General features: G+C 74.6%; 21 protein-coding genes and 1 tRNA gene. 15 read left to right on the top strand and 7 right to left on the bottom strand.

Annotation, left to right across the window (positions count from 1 at the left end; genetic code table 11):
• The first annotated feature begins 81 nt into the window (after nucleotides 1-81).
• From ispD to OG715_RS19920, 6 genes are all read left to right on the top strand, one after another.
• The gene (gene ispD / locus OG715_RS19945) at nucleotides 82-840 is read left to right on the top strand and encodes a 2-C-methyl-D-erythritol 4-phosphate cytidylyltransferase (RefSeq protein WP_266271747.1); all 759 of its coding nucleotides are present in this window, start codon (nucleotides 82-84) and stop codon (nucleotides 838-840) included.
• Entirely contained in the window at nucleotides 830-1,330 is a 501-nt protein-coding gene (gene ispF / locus OG715_RS19940; RefSeq protein ID WP_266270153.1) for a 2-C-methyl-D-erythritol 2,4-cyclodiphosphate synthase, read from the top strand. The genes ispD and ispF overlap by 11 nt, the downstream gene beginning before the upstream one ends.
• Before the next feature lie 188 nt (nucleotides 1,331-1,518).
• Complete coding sequence (locus tag OG715_RS19935; protein ID WP_266270152.1) at nucleotides 1,519-1,914, top strand: PPOX class F420-dependent oxidoreductase; 396 nt, start codon at nucleotides 1,519-1,521, stop codon at nucleotides 1,912-1,914.
• Nucleotides 1,915-2,054: 140 nt separating this feature from the next.
• Nucleotides 2,055-3,449: a cysteine--tRNA ligase gene (cysS, locus tag OG715_RS19930; RefSeq protein ID WP_266270151.1), complete on the top strand. Its 1,395-nt coding sequence runs from the start codon at nucleotides 2,055-2,057 to the stop codon at nucleotides 3,447-3,449.
• 140 nt (nucleotides 3,450-3,589) lie between these two features.
• On the top strand, nucleotides 3,590-4,585 hold the full coding sequence (gene rlmB, locus OG715_RS19925) for a 23S rRNA (guanosine(2251)-2'-O)-methyltransferase RlmB (protein WP_266270150.1): 996 nt from the start codon (nucleotides 3,590-3,592) through the stop codon (nucleotides 4,583-4,585).
• 203 nt (nucleotides 4,586-4,788) lie between these two features.
• Nucleotides 4,789-6,549 carry a DoxX family membrane protein gene (locus OG715_RS19920; protein ID WP_266270148.1) on the top strand — a complete coding sequence of 587 codons (1,761 nt, stop codon included), beginning with the start codon at nucleotides 4,789-4,791 and terminating at the stop codon, nucleotides 6,547-6,549.
• A gap of 119 nt (nucleotides 6,550-6,668) precedes the next feature.
• Here OG715_RS19920 and OG715_RS19915 read toward each other — a convergent pair whose 3' ends face one another.
• The 3 genes from OG715_RS19915 to OG715_RS19905 all read right to left on the bottom strand — a co-directional run bounded on the left by OG715_RS19915 (nucleotide 6,669) and on the right by OG715_RS19905 (nucleotide 9,311).
• Nucleotides 6,669-7,448: a nucleotidyltransferase family protein gene (locus OG715_RS19915; RefSeq protein WP_266270147.1), complete on the bottom strand. Its 780-nt coding sequence runs from the start codon at nucleotides 7,446-7,448 to the stop codon at nucleotides 6,669-6,671.
• 136 nt (nucleotides 7,449-7,584) lie between these two features.
• Entirely contained in the window at nucleotides 7,585-8,028 is a 444-nt protein-coding gene (locus tag OG715_RS19910) for a hypothetical protein (protein WP_266270146.1), read from the bottom strand.
• A 191-nt stretch (nucleotides 8,029-8,219) separates the two neighbouring features.
• Nucleotides 8,220-9,311: an ABC transporter ATP-binding protein gene (locus OG715_RS19905; RefSeq protein ID WP_045939607.1), complete on the bottom strand. Its 1,092-nt coding sequence runs from the start codon at nucleotides 9,309-9,311 to the stop codon at nucleotides 8,220-8,222.
• A 321-nt stretch (nucleotides 9,312-9,632) separates the two neighbouring features.
• On the opposite strand from OG715_RS19905, the gene OG715_RS19900 reads away from it, so the two are divergent.
• Nucleotides 9,633-9,706: transfer RNA gene (locus OG715_RS19900), tRNA-Thr, on the top strand.
• 86 nt (nucleotides 9,707-9,792) lie between these two features.
• Here OG715_RS19900 and OG715_RS19895 read toward each other — a convergent pair.
• On the bottom strand, nucleotides 9,793-10,749 hold the full coding sequence (locus OG715_RS19895; protein WP_266270145.1) for a site-specific integrase: 957 nt from the start codon (nucleotides 10,747-10,749) through the stop codon (nucleotides 9,793-9,795).
• Between OG715_RS19895 and OG715_RS19890 the strand changes: the two genes are divergently transcribed.
• From OG715_RS19890 to OG715_RS19880, 3 genes are all read left to right on the top strand, one after another.
• Nucleotides 10,748-12,106 carry an MFS transporter gene (locus OG715_RS19890; RefSeq protein WP_266270143.1) on the top strand — a complete coding sequence of 453 codons (1,359 nt, stop codon included), beginning with the start codon at nucleotides 10,748-10,750 and terminating at the stop codon, nucleotides 12,104-12,106. The two genes, OG715_RS19895 and OG715_RS19890, sit on opposite strands and share 2 nt — an antisense overlap.
• Before the next feature lie 51 nt (nucleotides 12,107-12,157).
• Nucleotides 12,158-12,394: a hypothetical protein gene (locus tag OG715_RS19885; RefSeq protein WP_266270142.1), complete on the top strand. Its 237-nt coding sequence runs from the start codon at nucleotides 12,158-12,160 to the stop codon at nucleotides 12,392-12,394.
• A 122-nt stretch (nucleotides 12,395-12,516) separates the two neighbouring features.
• Nucleotides 12,517-13,068, top strand: coding sequence for a methylated-DNA--[protein]-cysteine S-methyltransferase (locus OG715_RS19880; RefSeq protein ID WP_266270141.1), 552 nt, complete (start codon nucleotides 12,517-12,519; stop codon nucleotides 13,066-13,068).
• Between the two features lie 19 nt (nucleotides 13,069-13,087).
• On the opposite strand, the gene OG715_RS19875 is transcribed toward OG715_RS19880, so the two are convergent.
• A complete protein-coding gene (locus tag OG715_RS19875) occupies nucleotides 13,088-14,173 on the bottom strand; it encodes an ATP-grasp domain-containing protein (RefSeq protein ID WP_266270140.1) in 1,086 nt (361 codons plus the stop codon).
• A 371-nt stretch (nucleotides 14,174-14,544) separates the two neighbouring features.
• Here OG715_RS19875 and OG715_RS19870 point away from each other — a divergent pair, with 371 nt between their 5' ends.
• The gene (locus OG715_RS19870) at nucleotides 14,545-15,972 is read left to right on the top strand and encodes a family 2B encapsulin nanocompartment shell protein (RefSeq protein WP_266270139.1); all 1,428 of its coding nucleotides are present in this window, start codon (nucleotides 14,545-14,547) and stop codon (nucleotides 15,970-15,972) included.
• A 135-nt stretch (nucleotides 15,973-16,107) separates the two neighbouring features.
• Entirely contained in the window at nucleotides 16,108-17,157 is a 1,050-nt protein-coding gene (locus OG715_RS19865) for a family 2 encapsulin nanocompartment cargo protein polyprenyl transferase (protein ID WP_266270138.1), read from the top strand.
• 174 nt (nucleotides 17,158-17,331) lie between these two features.
• Here the strand turns inward: OG715_RS19865 and OG715_RS19860 are convergent, their stop codons facing one another.
• Nucleotides 17,332-18,363: an NAD-dependent epimerase/dehydratase family protein gene (locus OG715_RS19860; RefSeq protein WP_266270137.1), complete on the bottom strand. Its 1,032-nt coding sequence runs from the start codon at nucleotides 18,361-18,363 to the stop codon at nucleotides 17,332-17,334.
• Nucleotides 18,364-18,594: 231 nt separating this feature from the next.
• On the opposite strand from OG715_RS19860, the gene OG715_RS19855 reads away from it, so the two are divergent.
• The gene (locus OG715_RS19855; protein WP_266270136.1) at nucleotides 18,595-19,935 is read left to right on the top strand and encodes a DUF1254 domain-containing protein; all 1,341 of its coding nucleotides are present in this window, start codon (nucleotides 18,595-18,597) and stop codon (nucleotides 19,933-19,935) included.
• 82 nt (nucleotides 19,936-20,017) lie between these two features.
• On the opposite strand, the gene OG715_RS19850 is transcribed toward OG715_RS19855, so the two are convergent.
• On the bottom strand, nucleotides 20,018-22,153 hold the full coding sequence (locus OG715_RS19850) for a BACON domain-containing protein (RefSeq protein ID WP_266270135.1): 2,136 nt from the start codon (nucleotides 22,151-22,153) through the stop codon (nucleotides 20,018-20,020).
• A gap of 167 nt (nucleotides 22,154-22,320) precedes the next feature.
• Here OG715_RS19850 and radA point away from each other — a divergent pair, with 167 nt between their 5' ends.
• Complete coding sequence (gene radA / locus OG715_RS19845) at nucleotides 22,321-23,820, top strand: DNA repair protein RadA (protein ID WP_266270134.1); 1,500 nt, start codon at nucleotides 22,321-22,323, stop codon at nucleotides 23,818-23,820.
• Nucleotides 23,821-23,962: 142 nt separating this feature from the next.
• A complete protein-coding gene (disA, locus tag OG715_RS19840) occupies nucleotides 23,963-25,069 on the top strand; it encodes a DNA integrity scanning diadenylate cyclase DisA (RefSeq protein WP_051741604.1) in 1,107 nt (368 codons plus the stop codon).
• Nucleotides 25,070-25,081: the final 12 nt, after the last annotated feature.

Raw genomic sequence — 25,081 nt, 5'->3', positions numbered from 1 at the left:
CGGAAGACGGTGGTGCTTCGGAAGGGGTCCGCGCCCGTCGTGCACGCCATGGCCATACCCACTTCGCCGAAGGAGTGAAACCTGAACGCCACAGGAGCAATCGCAGCAGCAGTGGTTCCCGCCGCCGGCCGCGGCGAGCGGCTGGGACCCGGTGCCCCGAAGGCCCTGCGTGACCTGGGCGGCGTGCCGCTCCTGGTGCACGCGGTCCGGGCGCTGACCCGCAGCCGCGCGGTCGGCCTGGTCGTGGTCGCGGCCCCGGCCGACGGCGTGGCCGAGGTGGTCGCCCTGCTCGACAGCCACGGTCTCGAGGGCAAGGACATCCGGGTGGTGGCCGGCGGGGACACCCGCCAGGAGTCGGTCCGCCTGGGACTGGCCGCCATCCCGGCCGAGGTCGGGATCGTGCTGGTGCACGACGCGGCCCGGCCGCTCGTCCCGGTCGAGGTGGTGGACGCGGTCGCGTCCGCCGTCCGGGCCGGGGCCGAGGCGGTGGTGCCGGCGGTGCCGCTGGCCGACACCGTCAAGCGGGTCGAGCCCGTCCGGGGCGGGCCCGAGCCGGTGCTCGACACACCCGACCGGTCCACTCTGCGCGCGGTGCAGACCCCGCAGGGCTTTCGCCGGGACACGCTGGCCGAGGTGCACGCCAAGGCACTGGCCGAGGAGTCGGCGGGGGCCGGGGACGCGCTGCCGCCGGTCACCGACGACGCCGGGCTGGTGGAGCGCTTCGGCGGCCGGGTGGTCGTGGTGCCCGGTCACGAGGAGGCCTTCAAGGTGACCCGTCCGCTGGACCTCGTCCTCGCCGAGGCCGTACTCGCCCGCCGGAGGGCCGCCGATGCCTACTGATCCGCACGCCCCCGTACTGCCCCGGGTGGGCATCGGCACCGATGTGCACGCCTTCGAGCCCGGCCGCCCGCTGTGGGTGGCCGGACTGGAGTGGCCGGACGCCGAGGTCGGCCTGGCCGGGCACTCGGACGCCGACGTGGCCGCGCACGCGGCCTGCGACGCGCTGTTCTCGGCCGCCGGGATCGGCGACCTGGGCGCGCACTTCGGCACCGACCGCCCGGAGTGGGCCGGCGCTTCCGGGGTGAAGCTGCTCGGCGAGGCGGCCCGGCTGGTGCGCGAGGCCGGGTTCGAGATCGGCAACGTGGCGATCCAGGTGATCGGGATCCGGCCGAAGATCGGCAAGCGCCGGGCGGAGGCGCAGGCCGCGCTCGGTGCCGCGGTCGGCGCTCCGGTCTCGGTCTCCGGCACCACCACCGACGGACTCGGCCTCACCGGCCGGGCCGAGGGCCTCGCCGCGATCGCCACCGCCCTGGTGTACGAACGGCGTTGACCCGCCCGGGCACCCGTCGCCCGTCGGCGGCGGTGGCCCGGCGCCGGACCGGGGTGCCCGCAGCGAAATAGACCGGGGGTGACGGGTGTTCAACACCCTTTGCCGGAGCCCGAATCGCTACTCTTCGATGCGGGTTCGCCCCAGCAGTCGCCTTTCCACCGCCGCTCGACGAGAAGAACGAGGTCCCGATGGCCGCAAACCTCTCCGACCAGGCCAAGGCCCTGATCGACGACAAGAGCTTCGCCGTGATCACCACCATCCAGCCGGACGGCAGCCCGCAGTCCTCCGTGGTCTGGGTGAAGCGCGACGGCGAGGACATCCTGTTCTCCACCGTCGAGGGGCGCCGCAAGCACCTCAACCTGGTGAAGGACGCGCGGGTTTCGCTGCTGGTCAACCCGCCGGAGAACCCGTACACCTACCTGGAGGTCCGCGGCGAGGTCTCGCTGACCCGGGAGGGCGGCCGGGAGCTGATCGACGAGCTGTCGCTGAAGTACCGGGGCGAGGGGACGTACGGCTTCGACGGTCCCGAGGACGTGCGGGTGGTCGTGCGGCTCACCCCGCGGAAGGTCGTCGGCTCGATCTGAGCCCGCAGGGAGGGAGGGGGTGTCCCGCGGCGGTCCCTCGGGGCACCGCCGGGACGTCACCCGGCGGAAAAGCATCCGCCGCGGTCTTGACATTTCGGAATGTCGCGAGGCACCCCCTGCTGCCCACTACGCTTGACGCTGTGAGCATTCGCCTGTACGACACCAGCACCCGCCAGGTACGCGACTTCGTCCCGCTTGTACCGGGTTGTGTCTCGATCTACCTGTGCGGCGCTACCGTCCAGTCGGCGCCACACATCGGGCACATCCGGTCCTACCTCAACTTCGACGTGATGCAGCGGTGGTTCGCCTACCGCGGCTACCAGGTGACCTTCGCCCGGAACGTCACCGACATCGACGACAAGATCATCGCCAAGGAGCGCGAGTTCGGCACGCCGTGGTGGCAGATCGCCTACGAGAACGAGCGCGCCTTCAACGACGGTTACGACGCGCTGGGCTGCCTGCGGCCGACCGTCGAGCCGCGGGCGACCGGGCACATCCCCGAGATGGTCGCGATGATGCGCGGACTCATCGAGAAGGGCCACGCCTACGCGGCGGAGGGCAACGTCTACTTCGACGTGAAGTCCTACCCCGACTACCTCGCGCTCTCCAACCAGAAGCTGGAGAACCTCCAGCAGCCCAGCGGCGAGGGCGAGACCGGCAAGCGCGACCCGCGCGACTTCGCGATGTGGAAGGCGGCCAAGCCGGGCGAGCCCAGCTGGGACACGCCGTGGGGCAGAGGCCGTCCTGGCTGGCACCTGGAGTGCTCGGCGATGGCCCACAAGTACCTGGGCGAGGCCTTCGACATCCACGGCGGCGGCCTCGACCTGATCTTCCCGCACCACGAGAACGAGATCGCCCAGTCCAAGGCCTTCGGCGACGACTTCGCCAACTTCTGGGTGCACAACGCCTGGGTCACCATGGCCGGCGAGAAGATGAGCAAGTCCCTGGGCAACTCGGTGCTGGTCTCCGAGATGGTCCGCCGCTGGCGGCCGATCGTGCTCCGCTACTACCTGTCCGCCCCGCACTACCGCTCGATGATCGAGTACAGCGAGGAGTCGCTGCGCGAGGCCGAGGCGGGATTCGGCCGGATCGAGGGCTTCATCCAGCGCGCCGTGGAGCGCTGCGGCACGGTCGACGCGGCGCCCGAGGTGCCGCCGGCCTTCGCCGAGGCGATGGACGACGACCTGGGCGTGCCGCAGGCACTCGCGGTCGTGCACACCGCCGTCCGCCAGGGCAACAGCGCCCTCACCGCGGACGACAAGGAGAACGCGGTGGCGCGATTGGCCGAGGTCCGTGCGATGCTCGGAGTACTGGGACTCGACCCGCTCGACCCGCAGTGGGCCGGGGCGGAGCGCGGCGAGGACCTGCACGGCGTCGTCGACTCGCTGGTCCGCCTGGTCCTGGAGCAGCGCCAGGCGGCAAGGGCCCGCAAGGACTTCGCCACCGCGGACGCCATCCGCGACCAGCTCGGCCTGGCCGGGCTGGCGATCGAGGACACCCCGTCCGGCCCGCGCTGGACGATCAACAGCCAGTAACCCCCGGGTGACCGAGGGGTGAGCGGTGGGCCGTACCGGACCGGTGCGGCCCTCCCGCATGACGGAACGCATGCCGTCGACCGCACCGGCCCGAGCCGGCGCGGTCGGCCATGCCGGACAGACAGACAGGAAGTACAGCCATGGCCGGCAACAGCCAGCGCAGGAACCGCCGCAACCCCGGGTCGAAGAAGGGCGCGAGTGTCGGTACCGGCGGCCACAGCCGGAAGGCACTCCAGGGCAAGGGCCCGACGCCGCCCGGAGCGGACCGCAAGGGCCACCCGAAGCAGCGGGCCGCCAACGCCGCGGTCAAGCGCGAGCGGGACGCCAAGGCCCGCGCCGGCATGCGCCGGGCCGGTGCCGGCGGCCGGGGCGGCCGCGGCGGCGCCGGCTCCGCCGAGCTGGTCTTCGGCCGCAACTCGGTGGTCGAGGCGCTGCAGGGCGGTGTGCCGGCCAACGCGCTGTACGTCCAGCAGTTCATCGACTCCGACGACCGGGTCCGTGACGCCTTCCAGGCCGCCAACGACCGGGGCATCCCGCTGATGGAGGCCCCGCGCCCGCAGCTGGACCAGATGACCGGCGGGATGAACCACCAGGGCCTGGTGCTCCAGGTCCCGCCGTACGAGTACGCCCACCCCGAGGACCTGCTGGCCGGGGCCGCAGACTCCGGCGACGACGCGCTGATCGTCGCGCTGGACGGGGTGACCGACTCCCGCAACCTGGGCGCCGTGGTCCGCTCCGCCGCCGCCTTCGGCGCGCACGGCGTGGTGATCCCGGAGCGCCGCGCGGCCGGTATGACCGCCGGTGCCTGGAAGACCTCCTCGGGCGCCGCGGCCCGGCTGCCCGTCGCCCGGGCCACCAACCTGACCCGCACCCTGGAGGCGTACCAGAAGGCCGGTCTGACCGTGGTCGGCCTGGCCGCCGACGGCGAGGCCGAGATCGGCGACCTGGAGGCGCTGACCGGGCCGGTGGTGGTCGTCGCGGGCAGCGAGGGCAAGGGCCTGTCCCGGCTCGTCTCGGAGACCTGCGACGTGCTGGTGCGGATCCCGATGTCCGGGCTCACCGAGTCGCTGAACGCCGGTGTCGCGGCGGGCGTCGTCCTGTACGAGGCGGCCCGGCTGCGCCGCAAGGTCGGCTGACCCTCCGGTCCGGCCGGCGGTAGCCGCACACGGCGGGTGCTCGGCGCAAGGCGTTCTCCGGAACCGCCCACCGTCCGCCCGCAATCAATGGAAAGCGATCGGATCCGCCCGGATCCGATCGCTTTTCTCATGATCACTTCAAGGGGACTCCCGATATCCACTCGGGAGAGTGTCCTAACCGGGTGTCACCCGGTTAGACGGGCGTGGACACCAGAACACCTCGGCGCCCGCTCCTGGGCGGTGGCAGCACCGGGATAGAAGCGGGCCCCGGCCTCAACACCGCCAAGGTGCCGTCGGACCCGGCACGCCTCAGCAGCACCCAGGCGAGCTTCCGGCTCCGGCTCGGCACCCCGGTGGCGCCGCTGATCGACGCCCCGGCCGGACTGCTGTCCACCGGCGCCGCGTTCGGCGACCCCTACGGCACCCAGGGCCTGATCCGCCGCCCGTCGGTCACCCCGCAGGTGGTCGTCCCCGTCGGCGACGTGTCGGCGCTCGCCGGGGCACCGCCGCGCCGCAAGGGCCGGGTCACCCCGGTCACCTGGACCGGCGAGGCGCGGCCGGACGACATCGCGGCCACCCGGCTCCTGGAGGCCGTCCGACTGGGCGGCGTCCCGGCCGGGGTCGGCGGACGCGGGGGCGGCCTCCCCGGCGGCTCCCTGGCGGACGCGGACACCCAGCTGGTCCCGCCGTACGGCGGCGCCCGGACGGTGCCGCGCCAGCCGCGCGAGGGCGACGGCACCGCCACCGAGGGCGGCGTCGGCCCGGTCGGAGCGCCGCAGGGCTGGACGCCCAGCGGCGAGCTGCCCGAGGTCTCGGCCGCCGGGGCCGAGGGCAAGCAGCCCTGGTACCCCGGCCGCCGGGTGGACCTCGGCCTGGTGCTGCTGCCGCTGCGCGCGGTGCTCGGCTCGCTCTCCGTCTACGCCGGGTTCAGCAAGCTCTGCGACCCGGTGTACTTCGACGGCGGCGAGCGCGGCTCGATGATGCGCTGGCTGTCCTCGCTGCACCCCTGGAAGGTCGCCGAGCCGCTGCTGGCCTTCGCCATGGCGCACCCGGTCGGCTCCGGCCTGGTGGTGTCGTTCACCGAGATCGTGGTCGGGGTGCTCACCCTCCTCGGCCTCTGGCAGCGGCTCGCGGCCGGGGCGGCGATGGCGCTGTCCGCCGTACTGCTGTTCACGGTGAGCTGGCGGGCCGTGCCGGTGTACGACACGCCCGACCTGATCTTCCTGGCCGCGTGGAGCCCGCTGCTGATCGCCGGGGCGCCGTTCGCCTCGCTGGACGGGCGGCTCAACCTGGAGGCCTGGCGGCGGTACGGCGCGGGCGCGCCGGCCGCGCTGCGCCGCCGGGTGCTGCGGCGCGGTGCCGTGGTCACCGCGGCGGTGGTCGGTCTGACGCTGCTGCTCGGCTCGATGCTGGGCGGGGCGGTCCGGACCGGCGCCCGGCCGCACCCGGCGCCGTCCCGGCCCGCCACCGACTTCGGTACGCCGGTCTGGCCGAGCGGCGGGCCGTCGGTGACCCCCGGCGGCAAGAACCCGGCCGGCTCGGCGCCCTCGCCGGCCCCGTCCCGGCCGGCCGCGCCGAGCGCCGCGGCCACCACCGCCGCGCCGTCCGGGACCCCGGCCTCGCCGAAGGCGGCCCAGGCCACCCCGAGCGGCAAGGCGAAGCCCTCGGCGAAGCCGGAGACCGGCCCGGCCGCTCCCGCCGCTCCGGCGGCCTCCGCGCCGCCGGCCGCCCCGGCCGGGTCGACGCCCGCGCAGCGCGCCACTCCCGCCGCCCCGGCGGCCGGGACCGGGACGGCGCCGAAGCCGGCCCCGAGCACCGGGACGGGCGGTACCCCGAGCGGGTCCGGCGGGTCGTCCCCGGGCGGCTCGGGCCTGCTGGGCGGGGTGCTGGGCAGCGCGCCGCTGGCCGAGCTGTCCGGCGGCGGCGCCCGCAGCTCCCGTCCGGAGCCGGCCACGGCGACCTGACGGGCGGGCCGGGCGAACCGGCCCGGGAACGGCGACCGGCCGGGTGCTCCGTGGGGGAGCACCCGGCCGGTCGGCGTTGTGCGTGCGGAACCTCGGTCGAGCGCTCCGCCGGGCCCGTTCTACTGCGGGGCGCGGCCGGCGCCCCCGGCGAGCTCCTTGGCGGCCTCGGTGAGGTCCTTCGCGGTGTCGATGGCCCGCCAGTAGACGCCCTGCGGCAGCTGGTAGCCGGCCAGCCGCTTGCTGCGGGCCAGCTGCGGGAAGGTGGTCCGCTCGTGGTCGCCGACGTCCGGCAGCAGCTCTGCGAAGTCCGGGCCGAAGACGTAGAGGCCGGCGTTGATGAGGAACGGCGAGGGCGGCGCCTCGATGAAGTCGAGGACGTTGCCGAACTGATCGGTCTCCACCGCGCCCCACGGGATCCGCGGCCGGGCCAGCGCGAGCGTCGCGACGGCGTCCCGCTCGTGGTGGAAGGCGGCCATGTCGCGCAGGCTGAACCTGGTCCAGATGTCGCCGTTGGTGGCGTACCAGGGCTCGTCGGGGCGGGGCAGCGCCTTGGCGGCGTACTTGAGGCCGCCGCCCCGGCCGAGCGGCTCGGCCTCGACCACCGTGCGGACCCGCAGCGGTAGTTCGGCCTTGTCGAGCCAGTCCTCCAGCACGTCGGCCAGGTGGCCGCAGGAGATGACCGCGTCGGTGACGCCCTCGGCGGCCAGCCAGGCGAGCTGGTGGCCCAGGATGGGCGTGCCCGTGCCCGGGATCTCGACCAGCGGCTTGGGGCGGTCGTCCGTGTAGGGGCGCAGCCGGGAGCCCTGGCCGCCGGCCAGGATGACGGCCTGGGTCACCGGCACCGGGCCGATGGCGGGAGCGGGCGTGGGAGTGGCCGTGGGGCCGGAGTCAGCGGTCATGGCTGAACAATAGGCGCGCCGGGGCCGGACGGGGCGGCCGTCCGCCGGGGTCGGCCGTGCCCGCGGCCGGCCCGGTGGCGGGCTCCCGTCGGCTCCCGGTGGCTCTGCGGTGGCTCTCCGCGGGCTCCCGGCCGGGTCAGCCCGCCGCGCCGGCGGCGAACGAGCCGTCGCAGACCGCGCGGGCGAAGGTCCGGGCCCGCTGGACGTCGCCCTGGTACTTGCGCACCGCCGCCTTGCCGAGCTCGCCGGCGAGCGAGCTGCAGTAGGGCGTGAGCGCGGGCTGCTCGCGCATCGCGCGCTCCAGCAGGTCGAGCGCGCTGCCCGGGTTGTGGGCCCGCAGCTCGTCCATGAGCGCGACGCGCAGCGCGTCCTGCGGGGCGAGCCCGTCGGACGTCGTGGTGGTGGCGGCGGTCCGGCCGATCCCCGCGCCGTCCCCGCTGGACGCCGCCACGACCTGCTGGTCCAGCGAGGTGGGCGGGGCCCACGGGACCCTGGTCACGGCGAGGGTGCCGGTGGTCACCAGGACGACGGGCAGGGTGAGGGCGACGGTCTGGCCGATACGGCGAACTAGCTGCTTCACGGACAGGAGAGTAGCGGTGGGTAGGGCTCGGATCGCCCTCCGTTACACCATCGAGTGACACGGTGTCCTGGTTCGTCCTGTCACCGTGTTGACGCCGTCGTCCGTCGGAGTGGTCCGGAACGGCGGGAGCCCCGCCGGACCGGGTAACGGTCGGACGGGGCTCCGTACGGCGGGCGTCGGCCCGGCGGGGCTCAGCTGGAGAGGCGGGCACCGGTGCTGCTGGAGAACACGTGGGTCTCGTTGGCGACGGGGACGACGTGGATCGTCTCGCCGCGGGCCGGGATCTGGCGGCCGTGCACGCGGACGACCAGGTCCTTGTCCTCGCCGCCGATCTTGGTGGTGCCGTAGACGAAGCCGTCCGAGCCGAGCTCCTCGACCACGTTGACGGTGACCGCGACGCCCTCGATGCCGCCGCCGGGGACGATCTCGAAGTGCTCGGGGCGGATGCCGACGGTCACGTTCTTGTCGGTGCCGGCGCCGGCCAGGTCCTCGCGGGAGATGTTGACGACCGAGCCGCCGAACTTCACGCCGCCGTCGACCAGCGGCACCTCGACCAGGTTCATCGCGGGCGAGCCGATGAAGCCGGCCACGAAGAGGTTGGAGGGCCGGTCGTACATGTTGCGCGGGGTGTCGACCTGCTGCAGGACGCCGCCCTTGAGGACCGCGACGCGGTCGCCCATGGTGAGCGCCTCGGTCTGGTCGTGGGTCACGTAGACGGTGGTGATGCCCAGGCGGCGCTGCAGGCCGGCGATCTGGGTACGGGTCGAGACGCGGAGCTTGGCGTCCAGGTTGGACAGCGGCTCGTCCATCAGGAAGACCTGGGGCTCGCGGACGATCGCGCGGCCCATCGCGACACGCTGGCGCTGGCCGCCGGAGAGCGCCTTCGGCTTGCGGTCCAGGTAGTCGGTGAGGTCGAGGATCTTGGCGGCCTCTTCGACCTTGGTGCGGATCTCCGACTTGTTGACGCCCGCGATCTTGAGCGCGAAGCCCATGTTCTCCGCGACGGTCATGTGCGGGTACAGCGCGTAGTTCTGGAACACCATCGCGATGTCCCGGTCCTTCGGCGGCAGGTGGGTCACGTCGCGGTCGCCGATGCGGATGGCGCCGCTGTTGACGTCCTCGAGGCCGGCCAGCATGCGGAGGCTGGTGGACTTGCCACAGCCGGAGGGGCCGACCAGGACGAGGAACTCGCCGTGCTCGATCTGGAGGTCGAGCGCGTCGACCGAGGGCGTGGTCGCCCCGGGGTAGACACGGGTCGCCTGGTCGAACGTCACAGAAGCCATGGCTGTGCTCTCCTTCACCGGCAGGAACGTGCCGGACGATCCGAAGTAAAGGGTGGGGGATCACCAGTCGGCCGGTTCCCAGGGGTGGTCTGAACCTCTGTACGAATCCGGCTGCGGGCGACGCTACCTGCGTGTACGCCGGTTGTCAGCCCCTCGACGGACGGATTTCGGCATCGGTTCCATCACGCGTGCCCCGCCCGGCCCGCCACCGGCCCGTCACCGCGCCCGCTGCCGCCCGACCCCGGATATCCCCCCACCGCCCGCTCCCCGCCCGGTAGACTTCCCCCGGTGCCGCCGTGATCCGTCGCGGACGGTCACCATGCCTCCTTAGCTCAGCTGGCCAGAGCACCGCTCTTGTAAAGCGTAGGTCGTCGGTTCGAATCCGACAGGGGGCTCCGCAGGCCCTCGACGAAGGCCCCCCGGCGTGCAGCCGGGGGGCCTTCGTCGTTCCCCGGTGCGCGGCGGTCGGGTCCGCCCGCCGTCAGGCGAGGGGGCGGTGGGCGGGGCGGAGCTGACGCAGGGTGCGGTCGGGGGCGTGGGTGGTGAAGAGTTCGGCGGCGCGGCGGTAGGACAGCCGGGCGCGGCGGTCGGTGAGGAGGAGCGGGCCGGCGGTGCGGCCGGCGAGGTGGAGCGGGAGCAGTCGGGCGGTGCCGGCCTGCCAGGTCAGCGGCGGGGCCGAGGGGTGGGTGCGGCGGTGCGGGAGGTCGAGGTCGTCGACGTCCAGGGCGAGCACGGTCTCGACGGGGGCGCCGCTCTCGTGGAGGAGGCGCCAGAGGAGTTGTTCGCGGAGCGGGACGCGGAGGGCGAACAGGGCGCGCAGCTCGTCCGGGGTGAGCGGGCCGGTGCCGGGGGCGGGGGAGGGGAGCGGGAGGGGGCGCAGTCCGTCGGCGGGGTCGGTGCCGATCCAGCCCCGGGCCCGCCACCAGGCGAGGGCGGCGCGCAGGGTGGACAGTTCGCGGTTGAGGGTGCGCGGGTCGGTCCCGGTGCGACGGCGGTCGACGGCGGTCCGCAGCCGGTCGGCGGCCGAGGGGTGGTCGAGCAGCGCGAGCGGCAGGACGGGCGGCCGGGCGCGGCGACGGGCCGGACCGGCCGGGACGGGGCGGTCGGCGAGCGCCCAGGCCCAGGTGTCAAGGGCGATCCGGTAGACGCGGCGGGAGCCGTCGCCGAGTCCGGCGGCGGCAAGGTAGCGCTCGACGGCGACCGCGTACTCGACCGGGGGCGGGATATCGATGCGACTACCTTCTTTCCGCAGTAAACGATGATGGCCGGATCCTCGGAAAGGATAGCCGCAGGCGCAGTAAACAGCAGGTGGAAGCCATTTTTTGTGCTGCTTGCTGCGGCAGTGGGGGTGCGGTCGGAAATTGATACGGAAAGGCTCAATCTTTTCTTCGGAAAGCCTTGCCGCCCGCTCCCGCCGGTGGGCAGAGTGGGTGCCCATGACAGGGGAGACGGAACGGTTCCCGGCCCGCCGTCGACGGCTTCCGGGCCGTCCGGCCGTGCTGGGCGAACGCGACTTCAGGTGGTTCTTCGTCGGCTACGCGACCTCGCTGGTCGGCTCCTCGATGGCGCCCGTGGCGGTGGCCTTCGCCGTGCTCGACGGCGGGGGCGGCGGGACGGAGCTGGGCTGGGTGATGGCCGCCCGGATCCTGCCGATCGTGCTGGTGATGCTGTTCGGCGGAGTGGTCGCCGACCGGCTGGGCAGCCGCCGGGTGATGCTCGCCGCGGACGTGCTGCGCTGCGCGGTGCAGGGCGTCTTCGCGGTGCTGCTGCTCACCGGGCACGCGCGGCTCTGGGCGATGGTGGTCCTGGTCGCCGTCTGGGGTCTGGGCGAGGGCGTGTTCCTGCCCTCGCTGGGCGCGCTGGTGCCCTCGCTGGTCCGTCGGGAGGAGCGGCTGCCGGACGCCAACACCTTGCTGGGGCTGGCGCGTTCGGTGTCGACGGTGGCCGGTCCGGCGCTCGCCGGTGTGATCACGGCGGGGCGCGGGCCGGGGGCGGTGCTGGTGATCGACGCGGTGACCTACGGGGTCGGCGCGCTCGCGCTGGCCCGGCTGTCCGTCGCTCCGCCGACAGCGGCGGGGGAGAAGGCAACGGCGGGGGACAAGGCGACGGCCGGGCCGGGCGGGCGCGAGGGCTCGATGGTGGCCGATCTCCGCGAGGGCTGGAGCGCGTTCCGCTCCCGGCGCTGGCTCTGGGTGACCACCGTGCAGATGGGGCTGTTCAACCTGCTGGTCTGGGCGCCGTTCCTGGTGCTCGGCCCGCTGACCGCGCAGCGGGAGCTGGGCGGGGCGCGGGCCTGGGGCCTGGTGATGGGCGTGTACGGGGTCGGGGCGGTGCTGGGCGGGCTGCTGATGCTCGGGCGCCGGCCCGGGCGGCCGCTCGCGGTGGCGACGGTGGCGACGATCGGCTGGGCGCTGCCCTCGGCCTCGCTCGCGGCGGGGCTGCCGCTGGGCTGGACGGTCGCGGCGGCGTTGGTGGCGGGGTCCGGTTCGGCGGTCTGCGGCTCGCTGTACGAGTCCACGCTGCAGCGCTGGGTGCCGGCCGAGGTGCTGGCGCGGGTGACGGCGTTCGGCGGGCTGGGCGCGTTCGTGCTGGGGCCGCTGGGCCTGGCGGCGGCCGGCCCGCTGGCCGACCGGGTGGGGGTGGCGGCCGTGCTGGCCTTCGGCGCGGGGTGGCAGCTGCTGGCCGCGGCGGCGGTGCTGGCGGTGCGCGCCGTGCGCCGCCGGGGCTGGGACGGGGAGCCGGTGGCCGACGCGGCGGCGGTGGAGCCGGCCCGGTCCGCGGCGGGTGCCGGGTGAGGCGGGCGGTCGTACCGTGGGGGGAGCGGGGGCGAACGGAGGAGGCAGACCATGCCCGGTTCTCTCACCATCGGCCACCACGAGGCGGCCGCGTCGCTGGACCACACGGATGCCGTGCGGCTCGCGACCGTTCTGGACGAGCTCGCCTACCTGCTGGAGGTCCCGGGGCCGAACCGGATCAACGACGCCCAGCTCGCGGCCCTGTGCGAGGGCATGCCCGCCGACCGGGCCGAGCTCGCGCGCTGGTCGCGGTCGGCCGCCGCGGAGCTGAAGGGGCGGCGCTCCTGACCACCGCCGCGCCGGGGCGTCCGCCCGGTCCGCCGTACGATGGCGCGCGGGCCGGGTGGCCGGTGCGCGTCCGGACGGGTCCGGGCGGCACCTCCGGCGCGGCGGACAGCAGGGGGGAAGGCATGGCGGGGAGTACGACGGCGCCGTTGTCCTGGCTGACGGTGGAGACGCCGCTGCCCAGCGGACCGCTGCACATCGCGGTCACCGCGCAGGGCGTGGCGGCGGTCGGCTACCTCGGGCGGGAGGGCGAACTGCCCCGCTGCACCGACGGGTCGAAGATCGCCGCGGTCACCGACCGGGTCGGCGAGTACCTGGCGGGACGGCGGCGGGAGCTGGGGCTACCGATCGACTGGAGCCTGAGCACCGGCCCGCACCGGGAGGTGCTGCGGACCCTGTTCCACGGGGTGCCGTACGGGAGCACCATCACCTACGGCGAACTCGCCGCCCGCAGCGGGGTGTTCGCCGGGGTCGAGGAGCCGGGCCTGGCGGCCAGGACGGTCGGGCAGATGATGGCCGCCAACCCCGTCGCGCTGCTGGTGCCCTGCCACCGGGTGGTGGCGGCGGACGGGATCGGCGGCTTCGGCGGCGGCCGGGTCGGGATCGACGTGAAGCGCTGGCTGCTGACCCTGGAAGGGGTGCTGGAGCCGACGCTGGACTGGAACGGGCCGCTCTAGCCGAGCGGGTGACGGTGCGTCAGTGCACCAGCTCGCCCGCCGGGCGGCCGTCCGGGACGAACGGCGGCAGCCGGTGCGGCAGTACTGGCTGGATGCCGGACACCAGGGTGTACTCGATCCCGGTCGGGTCCCCGGCCCAGTCGGTGTCCGGGCGTTCGCCGAGCGCCAGCTGCACCGCGTTCCAGGGGAGGTTGAGCCCGCACAGGCGCAGCTGGTGCAGTCCGCCGGAGGGGCGGGTGTTGACGTCGATGACCACCGGCTCCCCGTGCAGGTGGCGGAACTGCACATTGGAGAGGTAGGCCATGCCGGTGGCCTCGACCAGGCGGCGGGCCGGTTCGAGGTACCGGGGCTCGGTGGTGAAGCTGCGGCGGCGCGAGTGCTTGCTGCGGCCGACGGCGGCCAGCAGGGTGCCGTCCAGGTCGGCGAGGCAGTCCACGGACACCTCGGGGCCGTCGAGGTAGGGCATGACCAGCAGGTCGGCGGAGGTGCCGGGGGTCTCGCGGGCCGCCAGGTCGAGCGCGGCGGCCACCTGGTCGACCTGGACGCGGCTGTCCCAGCCGGCCAGCCGGTGCAGTCCGAAGGGTTCGCGGGTGAGCATCCGGAAGCCCTCGCCGCCGGCGCCGGAGGCGGGCTTGAGGCAGGCGGTGAGGCCGGCCGCCTCGATCAGGTCGACGGCGCCGACCAGTTCTTCGGCGGTGCGCACCAACCACCAGGGCGGGGTGGGCAGTCCGGCGGCGGCGATCGCCGCGTAGCCGTCGGCCTTGCTGCCGAAGGCGGCGATCGCGGTGGCGGGCGGGCAGGCGAGGGCGGTGCCGACGGCCTCGAACTCGTGGCGGTGCAGGGATATCGCGAGCTGGTGCAGCCGGGGCACGAACACGTCGACGCGGTGGCGGGCGCAGTGGTCGAGGGCGTAGGCGACGTAGGCGTCGGGGGTGAGGTCGGCGGGTTCCAGGCCGGCGGTGTCGGCGGCGGCGAGGACGGGGGAGTCGGGGTCGACGTGGGTCGCGTGGACCCGGACGGCGCGCGGGGCGGCGTGCAGCTGTTCGATGAAGAACACGTTCTCGGCGTACGTGCGGTTGAGCCAGACGGTGACGGGGGCGCTCAAGGGGGCTCCCAGGGCAGGGGTGAACGAGGGGGAAGGGCTGTGGTTCGGCCGCATTCGTCCTGGCTCCGTGGCCCTTTGAGGTCGCACCTTAGCGGTCTGTCGAACGGGCCCGAACGCGGGGTGGGTCCGTCGTGGGTCCGTCGTGGGTCTGCCGCCCGCGGGCCGGGGCAACGAACCGGACCGTCCTGTTCCGGTACCTATTGGATCACTTGATCGATTCAATATCGATCAGACATTCTATTCGTACTATTTTTTCAGCCATTCCGACCACTCGAAAGAGTGATTGCGGCGACCCTCCGAATGGGCCCACCATGATTGTTGCAAGTTGCAAGGCGACACTTCATCGGGTACGGGTACGCGAAGGGCTCCCTATGTCGACCGAAACCAACACCGGTATTCCTGCACCGGGCGGTGAAGCGCAGACCCGGGACCAGCAGAGTCTCGCGACCGCGGCCGCGCGCAACCTCGCGACGACGACCAAGTCCGCGCCGCAGATGCAGGAGATCAGCCCCCGTTGGCTGCTCAGGACGCTCCCCTGGGTCCAGGTCTCGGGCGGCACCTACCGGGTCAACCGCCGGCTGCGCCACGCCGTCGGCCGGGGCCGGGTGAGCTTCGACCGGACGGGCAGCGAGGCCCGGGTCCTGCCGCAGACCCTGCGCGAGGTGCCGGTCCTGCGGGGCTTCCCGGACGACGCGGTGCTGGAGGAGCTGGCCGGGCGCTTCGTCCAACGCGAGTTCTCCGCGGGTGAGGTCCTGGTCGCCGCCGGAGCGCCGATCGACGAAGTCCTCATCATCGCGTACGGGAAGCTCAACCGGTTGGGAACGGGAAAGTACGGCGAGGAGACCGTGGTCGGCACCCTGGCCGACGGCGACCACCTCGGCGACGAGGCGCTCCGGCAGGAGGGCGGCGACTGGCCGTACACCGTCCGGGCGGCCACCGCCGGCACCGTGCTGTCGCTGCGCTGGGCCGACTTCCAGGCGCTCGCCGACCGCTCCGACGCCCTCCAGCTGCAGATCATGGAGTACCTGGAAGGCTTCCAGCAGCCGCAGAACAAGCACGGCGAGGCCGCGATCGGCCTGTCCGCCGGCCACCACGGCGAGTACGAACTCCCCACCGCCTTCGTGGACTACGAGCTCAGGCCGCGCGAGTACGAGCTCAGCGTCGCGCAGACGGTGCTCAAGGTGCACTCCAGGGTCGCCGACCTCTACAACCAGCCGATGAACCAGACCGAGCACCAGCTCCGGCTGACCGTCGAGGCGCTGCGCGAGCGCCAGGAGCACGAGCTGATCAACAACCCGGAGTTCGGTCTGCTCCGGAACGCCGACCACGAGCAACGGATCCAGACCCACTCCGGCCCGCCCACCCCGGACGACATGGACGAGCTGCTGAGCCGCCGCCGCGGCACCAAGCTCTTCCTGGCCCACCCGAGGGCCATCGCCGCCATCGGCCGCGAGTGGAACCGGCGCGGCCTCTACCCGGACACCGTCGAGCTGCAGGGCCGCCAGGTCCTCGGCTGGCGCGGGGTGCCGCTCCTGCCGTGCAACAAGATCCCGATCACCGGTGGCAGCACCACCTCGATCCTCGCGATGCGCACCGGAGAGCAGAACCAGGGTGTCATCGGTCTGCACCAGACCGGAATTCCGGATGAAATCGAGCCGAGCCTTTCGGTGCGATTCATGGGAATCGACGAGAAGGCCATCATTTCCTATCTGGTGAGCGCCTACTACTCGGCCGCGATTCTGGTGCCGGACGCCGTCGGCGTGCTGGAGGACGTCGACATCGCCCACCGCCAGGACTGACCGGGTCGGCCGGGATCGCGTCGTCCGTCCGGCCGGGGAAGCACCCCGGCCGGACGGCGCCCCTGACGATCCCGGCCCGCCGCGGGGCCCGTCCGCCACCGGGCCGGCCCGTCGTACCACCAAGGGGGAGGACCCATGGGAATGTTCACGCTGGAGCGCGACCATCGTGAGGGGCACGAGGCGCGGGACGTCCTCGCGCGCACCCGCACCCTGGTCGACCCGGTGCTGCGGGCCGCCGTGGACTCGCTGCCCGGCACCATGCGCCGGGTGGCCGGCTACCACTTCGGCTGGTGGGAGGCGGACGGTTCGCCGTCGGCCGCGCCCTCCGGGAAGGCCATCCGGCCCGCCCTGGTGCTCGCCGCCACCCAGGCCCTGGGCGGGGACCCGGCCAGGGCCACGACCGCCGCGGCCGCCGTCGAGCTGGTGCACAACTTCACGCTGCTGCACGACGACATCATCGACCGGGACGAGACCAGGCGGCACCGACCCACCGCCTGGCTGGTGTTCGGCACCACCGAGGCCATCCTGGCCGGCGACGCGATGCACTCGCTGGCCCTGCGCCTGCTGGCCGAGGACGGCCACGCGGTGGCGGGCGACGCCGTCCGCCGGCTGGCCGACTGCGTGGTGGAGCTGTGCGAGGGCCAGCAGATCGACTGCGCCTTCGAGCAGCGCAGCGACGTCTCGCTGACCGAGTGCCTGGCGATGGCCGAGGCCAAGACCGGTGCCCTGCTCGGCGCCGCCTGCGCGATGGGCGCCCGGTACGCGGGCGGCTCCGAGGAGGCCGCGCAGGCGCTGGACGGCTTCGGCCGGGAGATCGGCCTGGCCTTCCAGCTGATCGACGACCTGATCGGCATCTGGGGGGATCCGGCGGTCACCGGCAAGCCGGTCGGCGCCGACCTCCTGGTCCGCAAGAAGTCGCTGCCGGTGGTCGCCGCGCTCCGCTCCGGGACGCCCGACGGGGAGCGTCTGGCGGAGCTGTACGCGCTGGAACGGCAGCTGACCGCCGAGGAGTTGGCGAGCTGCGCGGCCGCCGTCGAGGGTGCGGGCGGGCGGGCCTGGGCCCAGGGCGAGTCCTGTGAGCGGATGGCGGCGGCGATGTCCCAGCTGGCCCTCGCGGTGCCCGAGCCCTCGGCGGCCGACGAGTTGCTCGCGCTCGCGGAGCTGGTCACCCGCCGGACCCACTGAGGCCGGGCGACGCCGCCGGGGGAGCGGGCACCCCGCTCTCCCCGGGGCCGGGGCCGGACCCGGAAGCCGGCCCGGAGGCCGGGGCCGCGACGGCGAGGCCGGGACGGCGAGGCCAGGACACCGGGCCACGAACCGCCGGGGCGGGCGGGCCTCGGCCCGGGCCCGCCGCCGCCGTCAGGCCGAGGCCGCCAGCAGCCGCTGCTCCTTCGCCGGCTCGATGCCGTGGATGATCCGCCCGCGCTTGCGCCCGTCCGGCTCGGTGTCCTCGGCCGCTTCGCGTCGGCGCAGCCAGTCCCAGGTGTCCCTGGCGGTCTCGGCGAAGGGGCGGCAGCGCAGTCCGGCCGCCTCCGCCCGCCCGGTGCCGACCCGCCAGGTTCCCGCCGAGTCCTCCTCCTCGGGCAGCCAGAGGGGCAGTTCGCTCCACGGCTGGACGCTGTCCGGGCCCTCCTTCAGCAACTGCCCGTCCGGGACCCAGACCAGCTCGACGTCCGCGCCGCCGGCCACCGCCGCGCACCCCGCCAGGAACTCCCCGTAGGTGAGCCGGTCGGGCGGCGCCGTGGTCAGGAAGCGCCCGGTGGTGCCCGCCGTCAGCAGGTCGAGACCGAAGGCCGCGAAGTCCCGGACGTCGATCAGCTGCATCGGCCGGCCCGGCTCGCCCGGCGCCAGTACCCGGCCGCCCCGAGCCATCCGCTCCAGCCACCAGGGCAGCCGACCGCCCCGCTCGTACGGGCCGATCAGCAGACCGCTGTTGAGGACCAGCGCGCGGTCGGCGCCGAAGTACTCCAGGACGGCGCGCTCGCACCCGGCCTTGAGCGAGGCGCTGAACTCCTGCGCGGGCGGGGTGTCGGCGGGGCAGGGGTGCAGCGGCGAGGTCTCGTCGACGGCCCGGGCCGGCCAGTCGGCGAAGGCATGGACGGAGGAGATCAGCGTGTAGTGGCCGGCGCGGTCGCGCAGCAGCCGGGCCGTGGCCGCGGCCTGGGCGGGCTGCTGGGCCGAGGTGTCGACCACGGCGTCCCAGTGCCGGCCCTCGACCAGCCGCGCCAGGTCCTCGGCCGAGTCGCGGTCGCCGCGTACGGCCTCGACGCCGGACAGGTCGGAGGCCGTGCGGCCGCGGTTGAAGGTGGTGACCTGGTGGCCCCGGGAGAGGGCCTCGGAGGCGAACGCCCGTCCCAGGAAGGATGAGCCGCCGAGCAGAAGGATCTTCATACCGGCAAGGCTGTCCCGGCCACTCGCTCCGCATACCGCCGTTCGCCCTGGGCGGAGGCCCGGCCTCCGGCACGCCGCCCCGTATCGGCCTCTCCGCGTCCCCCGCGCCCGTCCACCCCTGCCACCCCTGCCACCCCTGCCACCCCCTTGCCACCGCCGTCACCGGGATGCCGCCGCCCGGGGACCCGCATAGCATCCGATGTGTACCCCGGGCCCGGGAAGGACGCCCCCATGACCCAGCCCGAGCTGGAGGCCATGGCCGCCGACGCCTACGTCTACGGCTACCCGCTGGTCGCCGGCCTCACCATGCTCGACCGCTTCGTCAACGGCGGTCTGGGCGTCCTGCCGCCCGCCCCGTTCAACCGCTTCGCCCACGCCGCCCGCCGGGCGGGCCCCGAGGACGACTTCGGTTCCGCCAACGTCGACGTCCTCTACTCGGTCGCCCCGCTGGACCTCTCCGAGGGGCCGCAGCTGCTGCGGGTGCCCGAGGCCGGACCGGCCTACTACGTGCTGCAGTTCGTCGACGCGTGGACCGCCAACTTCGCCTACCTCGGCAGCCGGGCCACCGGCACCGCCGCCCAGACCTGGCTGATCGTCCCGCCCGGGTGGCACGGCACCCCGACCGACCCGGACCGGGTGATCGTCGCGCCGACGACCGTCGCCGTCCTGGTCGGCCGGTTCGCCTGCGCAGGCCCGGACGACCTGCCCCGGGTGCGGGCGCTCCAGGCCGGGCTGGTCCTCGAACCGATGGAACCGGGCGGCCTCGCCGCCGGACTGCCGGCGCCGGACCCGGAGGTGCCCGAGCGGCTGGCCTTCTTCGAACGGCTCCGGATCTGGGCGGCCGCCTTCCCCTCGGCCGGGCCCGACCAGGACTACCAGCAGCGGTTCGCGCCGCTCGGCCTGCTCGACCCCGGGCCCTCCCCGTACCGCCGGGCGGTCCCGGACTGGACGCTCGCCCTGGCGAGCGGCCTCGCCGCCGGCCGCGAACGGGTCGAGGACGCCACCCGGCCGCCCGAGGACCACCCGCCCGGCGAATGGCGGGCGGCGCTCCACCTGTTCGACCACAATGTCGACTTCCTCGGCCCGGGCACCCTGGACGGCCCCGAGTGGCGGATCGGGGACCGCCGCGCCGCCTACCTCAGCCGGGCCGCCGCCGCCCGGGCCGGCCTCTGGGGCAGCCACGCCTACGAGGCGCTGTCGGCGGCCACCACCGAGGACGCCGACGGCCGCCCGCTGGACGGCGCCCACCACTACACCCTCCGCTTCCCGCCGGACGGTCTGCCGCCGGTGGCGGCCTTCTGGTCCCTCACCGTGTACGGCCTGCCCGACCACCGCCTGGTGCCCGACCCGGGCGGCCGGTACGCGATCGGCGACCGGACCCCCGGCCTGGTCCGCGACCCGGACGGCGGCCTCACCCTCCACCTGGGCCACGAACGGCCCGCCGACCCGGCCGGGGCCGCCAACTGGCTGCCCGCGCCCGACGGCCCGTTCCGCCCGGTGATGCGGCTCTACCGGCCGGGCCCGGCGGCCCTGGACGGGTCGTACCGCCTCCCGCCGCTGCGCCGGGGGTAGCGGCGGCAGGCGTCCCGTCCCGTGCCGTCCCGTGCCGTCCCGTGCCGTGCTGCCCCGTGCTGCCCCCGCCCTCCCGAGCGGCTCAGTGCGCCGAAGGGCCCGGCGAGGCGGGCGGCTGCGAGGGAGCGGTGGTGGACGGGGCGGGGGACGGGGTCGCCGACCCGGTCGGGCTCGGCGTGGACGTGGGGGTTGGCGTCGGCGTCGGAGTCGGCGGCGTGGGCGTCACGGTCGGGCTCGCGCCGCCGGTCGGGGTCGTCGTCGGGGCCGGGGTGCCCGTCGGCGCGGCGGTGGGTGCCGGGGTGCCGGACGGGCCCGGCCCGCCGGTGGGGGTGGGGCTCGGCGCGGCGGTCGGTTCGCCGGTGCCCGGCTCGGCCGGGGCCGAGGTGGACCCGCCGCGGTGCTGCGGTCCGCCCTCCAGGGTGACGACGGCCTGCGAGGGCGGCAGCGCGATCCGGGCGGTCCAGCGGGTCGCCGGGGCGAGGTCCTCGTCGACGCTGACGATCACCGTGATCCGCTGCCCGGGCGCGAGCGTCCCGGAGTCGCGGCTGAGCCGCAGCCAGGACACGTCCACCACGGCGTGCCAGCGGATCTCGGTGCCGCCGGAGTTGGTGAGGGTGAGCACCGTCCGGTTGCCGTACTCGCCCGCCTCGACGGTCAGCAGACCGGACGGTGCGGGCGCCCCGTTCGAGGAGGCGCCCGGCCCGGACGGCACCACCGCCGTCCCGCCGACAGGGGCCGGTGCCGCGACCAGGGTGGGGCTGGCGAGCGGGGTCGCGCCGTGGGCCGGGACCGGGATCAGCGGGCCCTGGATCCCAGGGAGCAACGTTTCTGCATTGATTGGCCCCGCCCCGGCGAGCTCCATCCCGGCCACCGCAGGTCCGGCGCCCCGGCCCGGGGCCCCGCCGATTCCGCCGGTCCCCCCGGCCGCGCCGATCACGGCGCCGAGCACCGTGCCGTCCACCGGGACGGCCGAGGCGTCCGGCCCCCGGCCCGCCGTACCGTCAGCGGCGTCCCCGGGACGTCTGCCGCCCGCCGGACGCCCGTGCTCCTCGACCCGGACCGAGGAGACCGCCGCGGCGGCCCCTGGTCCGCCGCCGCTACGGTGCCCGGCCCACAGTGCGACGACCGGCGCGGCCAGGACGGCGGCCAGCACTCCGGTGGTCACCACCCGGCGCCGCACCGTGGGCCCGCGCCCGGAGTCCGGTGCGCGGTGGCGGGGGAACCCGCCCTGGTCGAAGCGGAGCCCCGGCTCGGTCACCGGGACCGGCGTGCCCGCCCGCCGCCCGGTCGGCTCCCGGGTCGCCGGCGGCAGGAACGCCAGGGTGCCCGCCGGAGCGCCGGACCCGCCGACCGGTGAGCCCGCCGCGCCCGGTCCCGGTCCCGCCCCTGCTCCCGGTCCCGAGTCCGGCCCGGACCTCGCCCCGGCCGGAGCGGTGAGCACCGGCAGCCCGGACAGCCCCGGGCCCTGCGGCACCTCGCCCGCGACCCGCTCCGCCGTCCCCCGGCAGGTCGGGCAGTCCACCACGTGCTGCACCAGCTCCCGGCGGAGCGCCGGGCCGAGCACCCAGTCCCGCCAGCTCTCCGCCCCGGCGCCGCCGAGCCGGTCCAGTTCGGGGCAGCTGCCCACGCCGAGCACCAGCAGGGCGGCCCTGGTCCGGTCGACCTCGGCCCGCGCGGAGGCGAGCAGTACCCGGACGGTGTCGAAGGGCCGGCCCAGGACGGCCGCCACCTCGATCGGGCTGAGCCGGTGGCGGACGGCCAGCTCCAGAGCCTCGCGCTGCTCGGGATCGGTGCCGGCCGCCTCGGGCCAGGCCAGCGAGGCCAGCTCGCGCCGCTGCCGGGCGGCCTCCGTCCCATCGTCGCCGTCCCCGCCCGCGGCCTCCCGGCTCGCGCCGACCGCCCAGGTCCCGCGCGCGCTCCACGCTGTACCCGCAGTACCCGCCGTACCCGCCGTACCCGTCTCCGGACCGCCCTGCGGGCCGTCCGCCAGCCGCCGCAGGCAGCAGTACCGGGCCAGCGAGTAGAGCCAGGCCCGGAGCAGCCCGGGCTCGGCCAGCCGGGCACCGTGCCGCACCGCCAGCTCGCGCACCTCCCGCAGGGCGGCCGCCGCGGCCTCGTGCTCGCACAGCACCGAGAGGCAGTAGGTGAAGAGGCCGTCGACCTGTCGCTCGTATGCCGCGAGGACGGCGTCGCGCGGCCCTTCCGTACTCGTCGTCACCCGTCCGACGGTAGAGACGGCGGCGGTCCGGCCCGGGCCATTCCGCCCGGTTGTACTTCTTTCGGGTAACAACATCGCTCATTCGTGGACCGGATCCCGCTCCGGCCCCGCGCCTTCCCGGCCCGGCCGCCCGCCGCGTTGTCGTACCCGGGCGCTACGGTGACCGCATGGCTGCCCGTACCAAGACCACCGCCAAGCCGCGCCCGGCCTACCGCTGCACCGAGTGCGGCAACCAGCTGCCCAAGTGGGTCGGCCGCTGCCCGGAGTGCAACGCCTGGGGCACGGTCGAGGAGTACGGCGCGGTGCCGATCCGGACGACGGCCGCCGGGCCGGTCAGCTCGCCCGCCCGCCCGATCGGCCAGGTGGACGGCCAGGTGGCGACGGCCCGCTCCACCGGCGTGCCCGAGCTGGACCGGGTGCTCGGCGGCGGCCTGGTCCCGGGCGCCGTGGTGCTGCTGGCCGGCGAGCCGGGTGTCGGCAAGTCCACCCTGCTGCTGGACGTCGCGGCCAAGGCCGCCAGTGCGCAGCACCGCACGCTCTACGTCACCGGTGAGGAGTCGGCCGGCCAGGTGCGGCTGCGCGCCGACCGGATCAACGCGCTCTCCGAGCACCTCTACCTCGCCGCCGAGTCCGACCTCGGCGCCGTCCTCGGCCACATCGAGGCGGTCGACCCCGGTCTGCTGATCCTGGACTCGGTGCAGACCATCGCCTCCGCCGAGCTGGACGGCGCGCCCGGCGGCCCGGCCCAGGTCCGCGAGGTGGCCGGTGCGCTGATCCGGGCGTCCAAGGACCGGGGCATGGCCACCCTGCTGGTCGGCCACGTCACCAAGGACGGCCAGATCGCGGGCCCCCGCCTGCTGGAGCACCTGGTGGACGTCGTCCTGAGCTTCGAGGGCGACCGCCACGCCCGGCTGCGGATCATCCGAGGGATCAAGAACCGCTACGGCGCGACCGACGAGGTCGGCTGCTTCGAGCTGCACGACGAGGGCATCGAGGGCCTGGCCGACCCGTCCGGCCTCTTCCTGACCAGGCGTGACAAGCCGGTGCCCGGGACGTGCCTGACCGTGACCCTGGAGGGGAAGCGCCCCCTGGTCGCCGAGGTGCAGGCGCTGATGGTGGATTCGCAGATCCCCTCGCCCCGCCGGACCACCTCCGGCCTGGAGTCGCCCCGGATCGCGATGATCCTCGCCGTGGTCGAGCGCCACGGCGGTGTGAAGCTCGGCAAGCAGGACATCTACACCGCCACCGTCGGCGGTGTGAAGCTCTCCGAGCCCTCGGCGGACCTCGCGATCGCCCTCGCGGTGGCCAGCTCCTCCTCGGACACCCCGCTGCCCAGCAACCTGGTCGCGATCGGCGAGGTCGGCCTGGCCGGTGAGGTACGGCGGGTGACGGGTGTGCAGCGGCGGCTGGCCGAGGCGCACCGGCTGGGCTTCACCCACGCGCTCGTCCCGCCGGATCCGGGCAAGGTCCCGCCGGGTATGAAGGTGGTCGAGGTGGCGGACATCGGCGAGGCGCTGCGCGCGCTCCCGGGCCGCCGTCGGGCCGCCGCGAAGCCGAAGGGTGAGGCCCCGTCGGCGCCGCCGGCCCCCCGCGCGCACCGGCCGGCGGCCTACCCGGAGGAGGTCATGGAGGGGTGGGAGCCGCTCGACTCCGACGAACTGCACTGACCCAAGCCCTGTCGTTGCCGCACGCAGTTAGACTTTCCCCTGTCTCATTGGTGATAAGGCAGTACTAAGCGACAGAGCAACAGACCGCAGGCCGGCGCCCCCCGCACGAGGCGCCCGGTACGGGGTCGACCGGAGGAGTCACGTGGCAGCCAGCGACCGGGCGGACAAGTCCTCCCGCGAGGAGGCCCTGCTGCGGGCCTCCCTCACCGCCATCGCTCCCGGCACCGCACTGCGTGACGGTCTGGAGCGGGTGCTCCGGGCCAACACCGGCGGTCTGATCGTGCTCGGCTTCGACAAGACCGTGGAGCCGATCTGTACCGGCGGCTTCGTGCTCGACGTCGAGTTCACCGCGACCCGGCTGCGCGAGCTGTGCAAGCTCGACGGCGCCGTGGTGCTGGACAAGGACATCACCAAGATCGTCCGGGCCGGCGTCCACCTGATGCCGGACTCCACCATCCCGACCGACGAGACCGGTACCCGGCACCGCACCGCCGAGCGGGTCAACCGGCAGACCGGCTTCCCGGTGGTGGCGGTCTCGCACTCGATGCGGCTGATCGCCATGTACGTCAACGGCACCCGCCGGGTGCTGGAGGACTCCACCACCGTGCTGTCCCGCGCGAACCAGGCGCTGGCCACCCTGGAGCGCTACAAGCTGCGCCTGGACGAGGTGGCGGGCACGCTCTCCGCACTGGAGATCGAGGACCTGGTGACGGTCCGGGACGTCACCGCCGTCGCGCAGCGGCTGGAGATGGTCCGGCTGATCGCCACCGAGATCGCCGGCTACGTGCTGGAGCTCGGCATCGACGGCCGACTGCTCTCGCTCCAGCTGGACGAGCTGATCGCGGGCGTGGAGCCGGAGCGCGAGCTGGTCGCCCGGGACTACTTCCCGGAGCGCGCCGCCAAGAAGGGCCGGACCGTCACCGAGGTGCTGGCCGACCTGGAGGCGCTGACCCACGCCGAGCTGCTCGACCTCACGACGGTGGCCAAGGCGCTCGGTTACTCGGGCACGCCGGAGTCGCTGGACTCGGCGGTCTCGCCGCGCGGCTACCGGCTGCTGGCCAAGATCCCGCGTCTGCCCAACACGGTGATAGAGCGCCTGGTGGAGCACTTCGGCGGACTCCAGAAGCTGCTGGCCGCCAGCATCGACGATCTGCAGACGGTCGAGGGCGTCGGCGAGACCCGGGCCCGCTCGGTCCGCGAGGGCCTGTCCCGCCTTGCCGAATCGTCCATCCTGGAGCGCTACGTCTGACCGGACGCGGGC

Source organism: Kitasatospora purpeofusca (assembly GCF_036010405.1).
Classification (GTDB): Bacteria; Actinomycetota; Actinomycetes; order Streptomycetales; family Streptomycetaceae; genus Kitasatospora; species Kitasatospora purpeofusca.
This window is presented reverse-complemented; position numbering and strand designations above follow the sequence as displayed.

Coding starts and splice junctions, on each gene's coding strand:
- OG715_RS19890 (WP_266270143.1), top strand. CDS start 10,748: ATGACAGGGGAGACGGAACGGTTCCCGGCCCGCCGTCGACGGCTTCCG.
- OG715_RS19935 (WP_266270152.1), top strand. CDS start 1,519: ATGGCCGCAAACCTCTCCGACCAGGCCAAGGCCCTGATCGACGACAAG.
- OG715_RS19860 (WP_266270137.1), bottom strand. CDS start 18,363: ATGAAGATCCTTCTGCTCGGCGGCTCATCCTTCCTGGGACGGGCGTTC.
- OG715_RS19880 (WP_266270141.1), top strand. CDS start 12,517: ATGGCGGGGAGTACGACGGCGCCGTTGTCCTGGCTGACGGTGGAGACG.
- OG715_RS19905 (WP_045939607.1), bottom strand. CDS start 9,311: ATGGCTTCTGTGACGTTCGACCAGGCGACCCGTGTCTACCCCGGGGCG.
- ispF (WP_266270153.1), top strand. CDS start 830: ATGCCTACTGATCCGCACGCCCCCGTACTGCCCCGGGTGGGCATCGGC.
- OG715_RS19865 (WP_266270138.1), top strand. CDS start 16,108: ATGGGAATGTTCACGCTGGAGCGCGACCATCGTGAGGGGCACGAGGCG.
- OG715_RS19870 (WP_266270139.1), top strand. CDS start 14,545: ATGTCGACCGAAACCAACACCGGTATTCCTGCACCGGGCGGTGAAGCG.
- OG715_RS19855 (WP_266270136.1), top strand. CDS start 18,595: ATGACCCAGCCCGAGCTGGAGGCCATGGCCGCCGACGCCTACGTCTAC.
- OG715_RS19915 (WP_266270147.1), bottom strand. CDS start 7,448: ATGACCGCTGACTCCGGCCCCACGGCCACTCCCACGCCCGCTCCCGCC.
- rlmB (WP_266270150.1), top strand. CDS start 3,590: ATGGCCGGCAACAGCCAGCGCAGGAACCGCCGCAACCCCGGGTCGAAG.
- OG715_RS19895 (WP_266270145.1), bottom strand. CDS start 10,749: ATGGGCACCCACTCTGCCCACCGGCGGGAGCGGGCGGCAAGGCTTTCC.
- OG715_RS19885 (WP_266270142.1), top strand. CDS start 12,158: ATGCCCGGTTCTCTCACCATCGGCCACCACGAGGCGGCCGCGTCGCTG.
- radA (WP_266270134.1), top strand. CDS start 22,321: ATGGCTGCCCGTACCAAGACCACCGCCAAGCCGCGCCCGGCCTACCGC.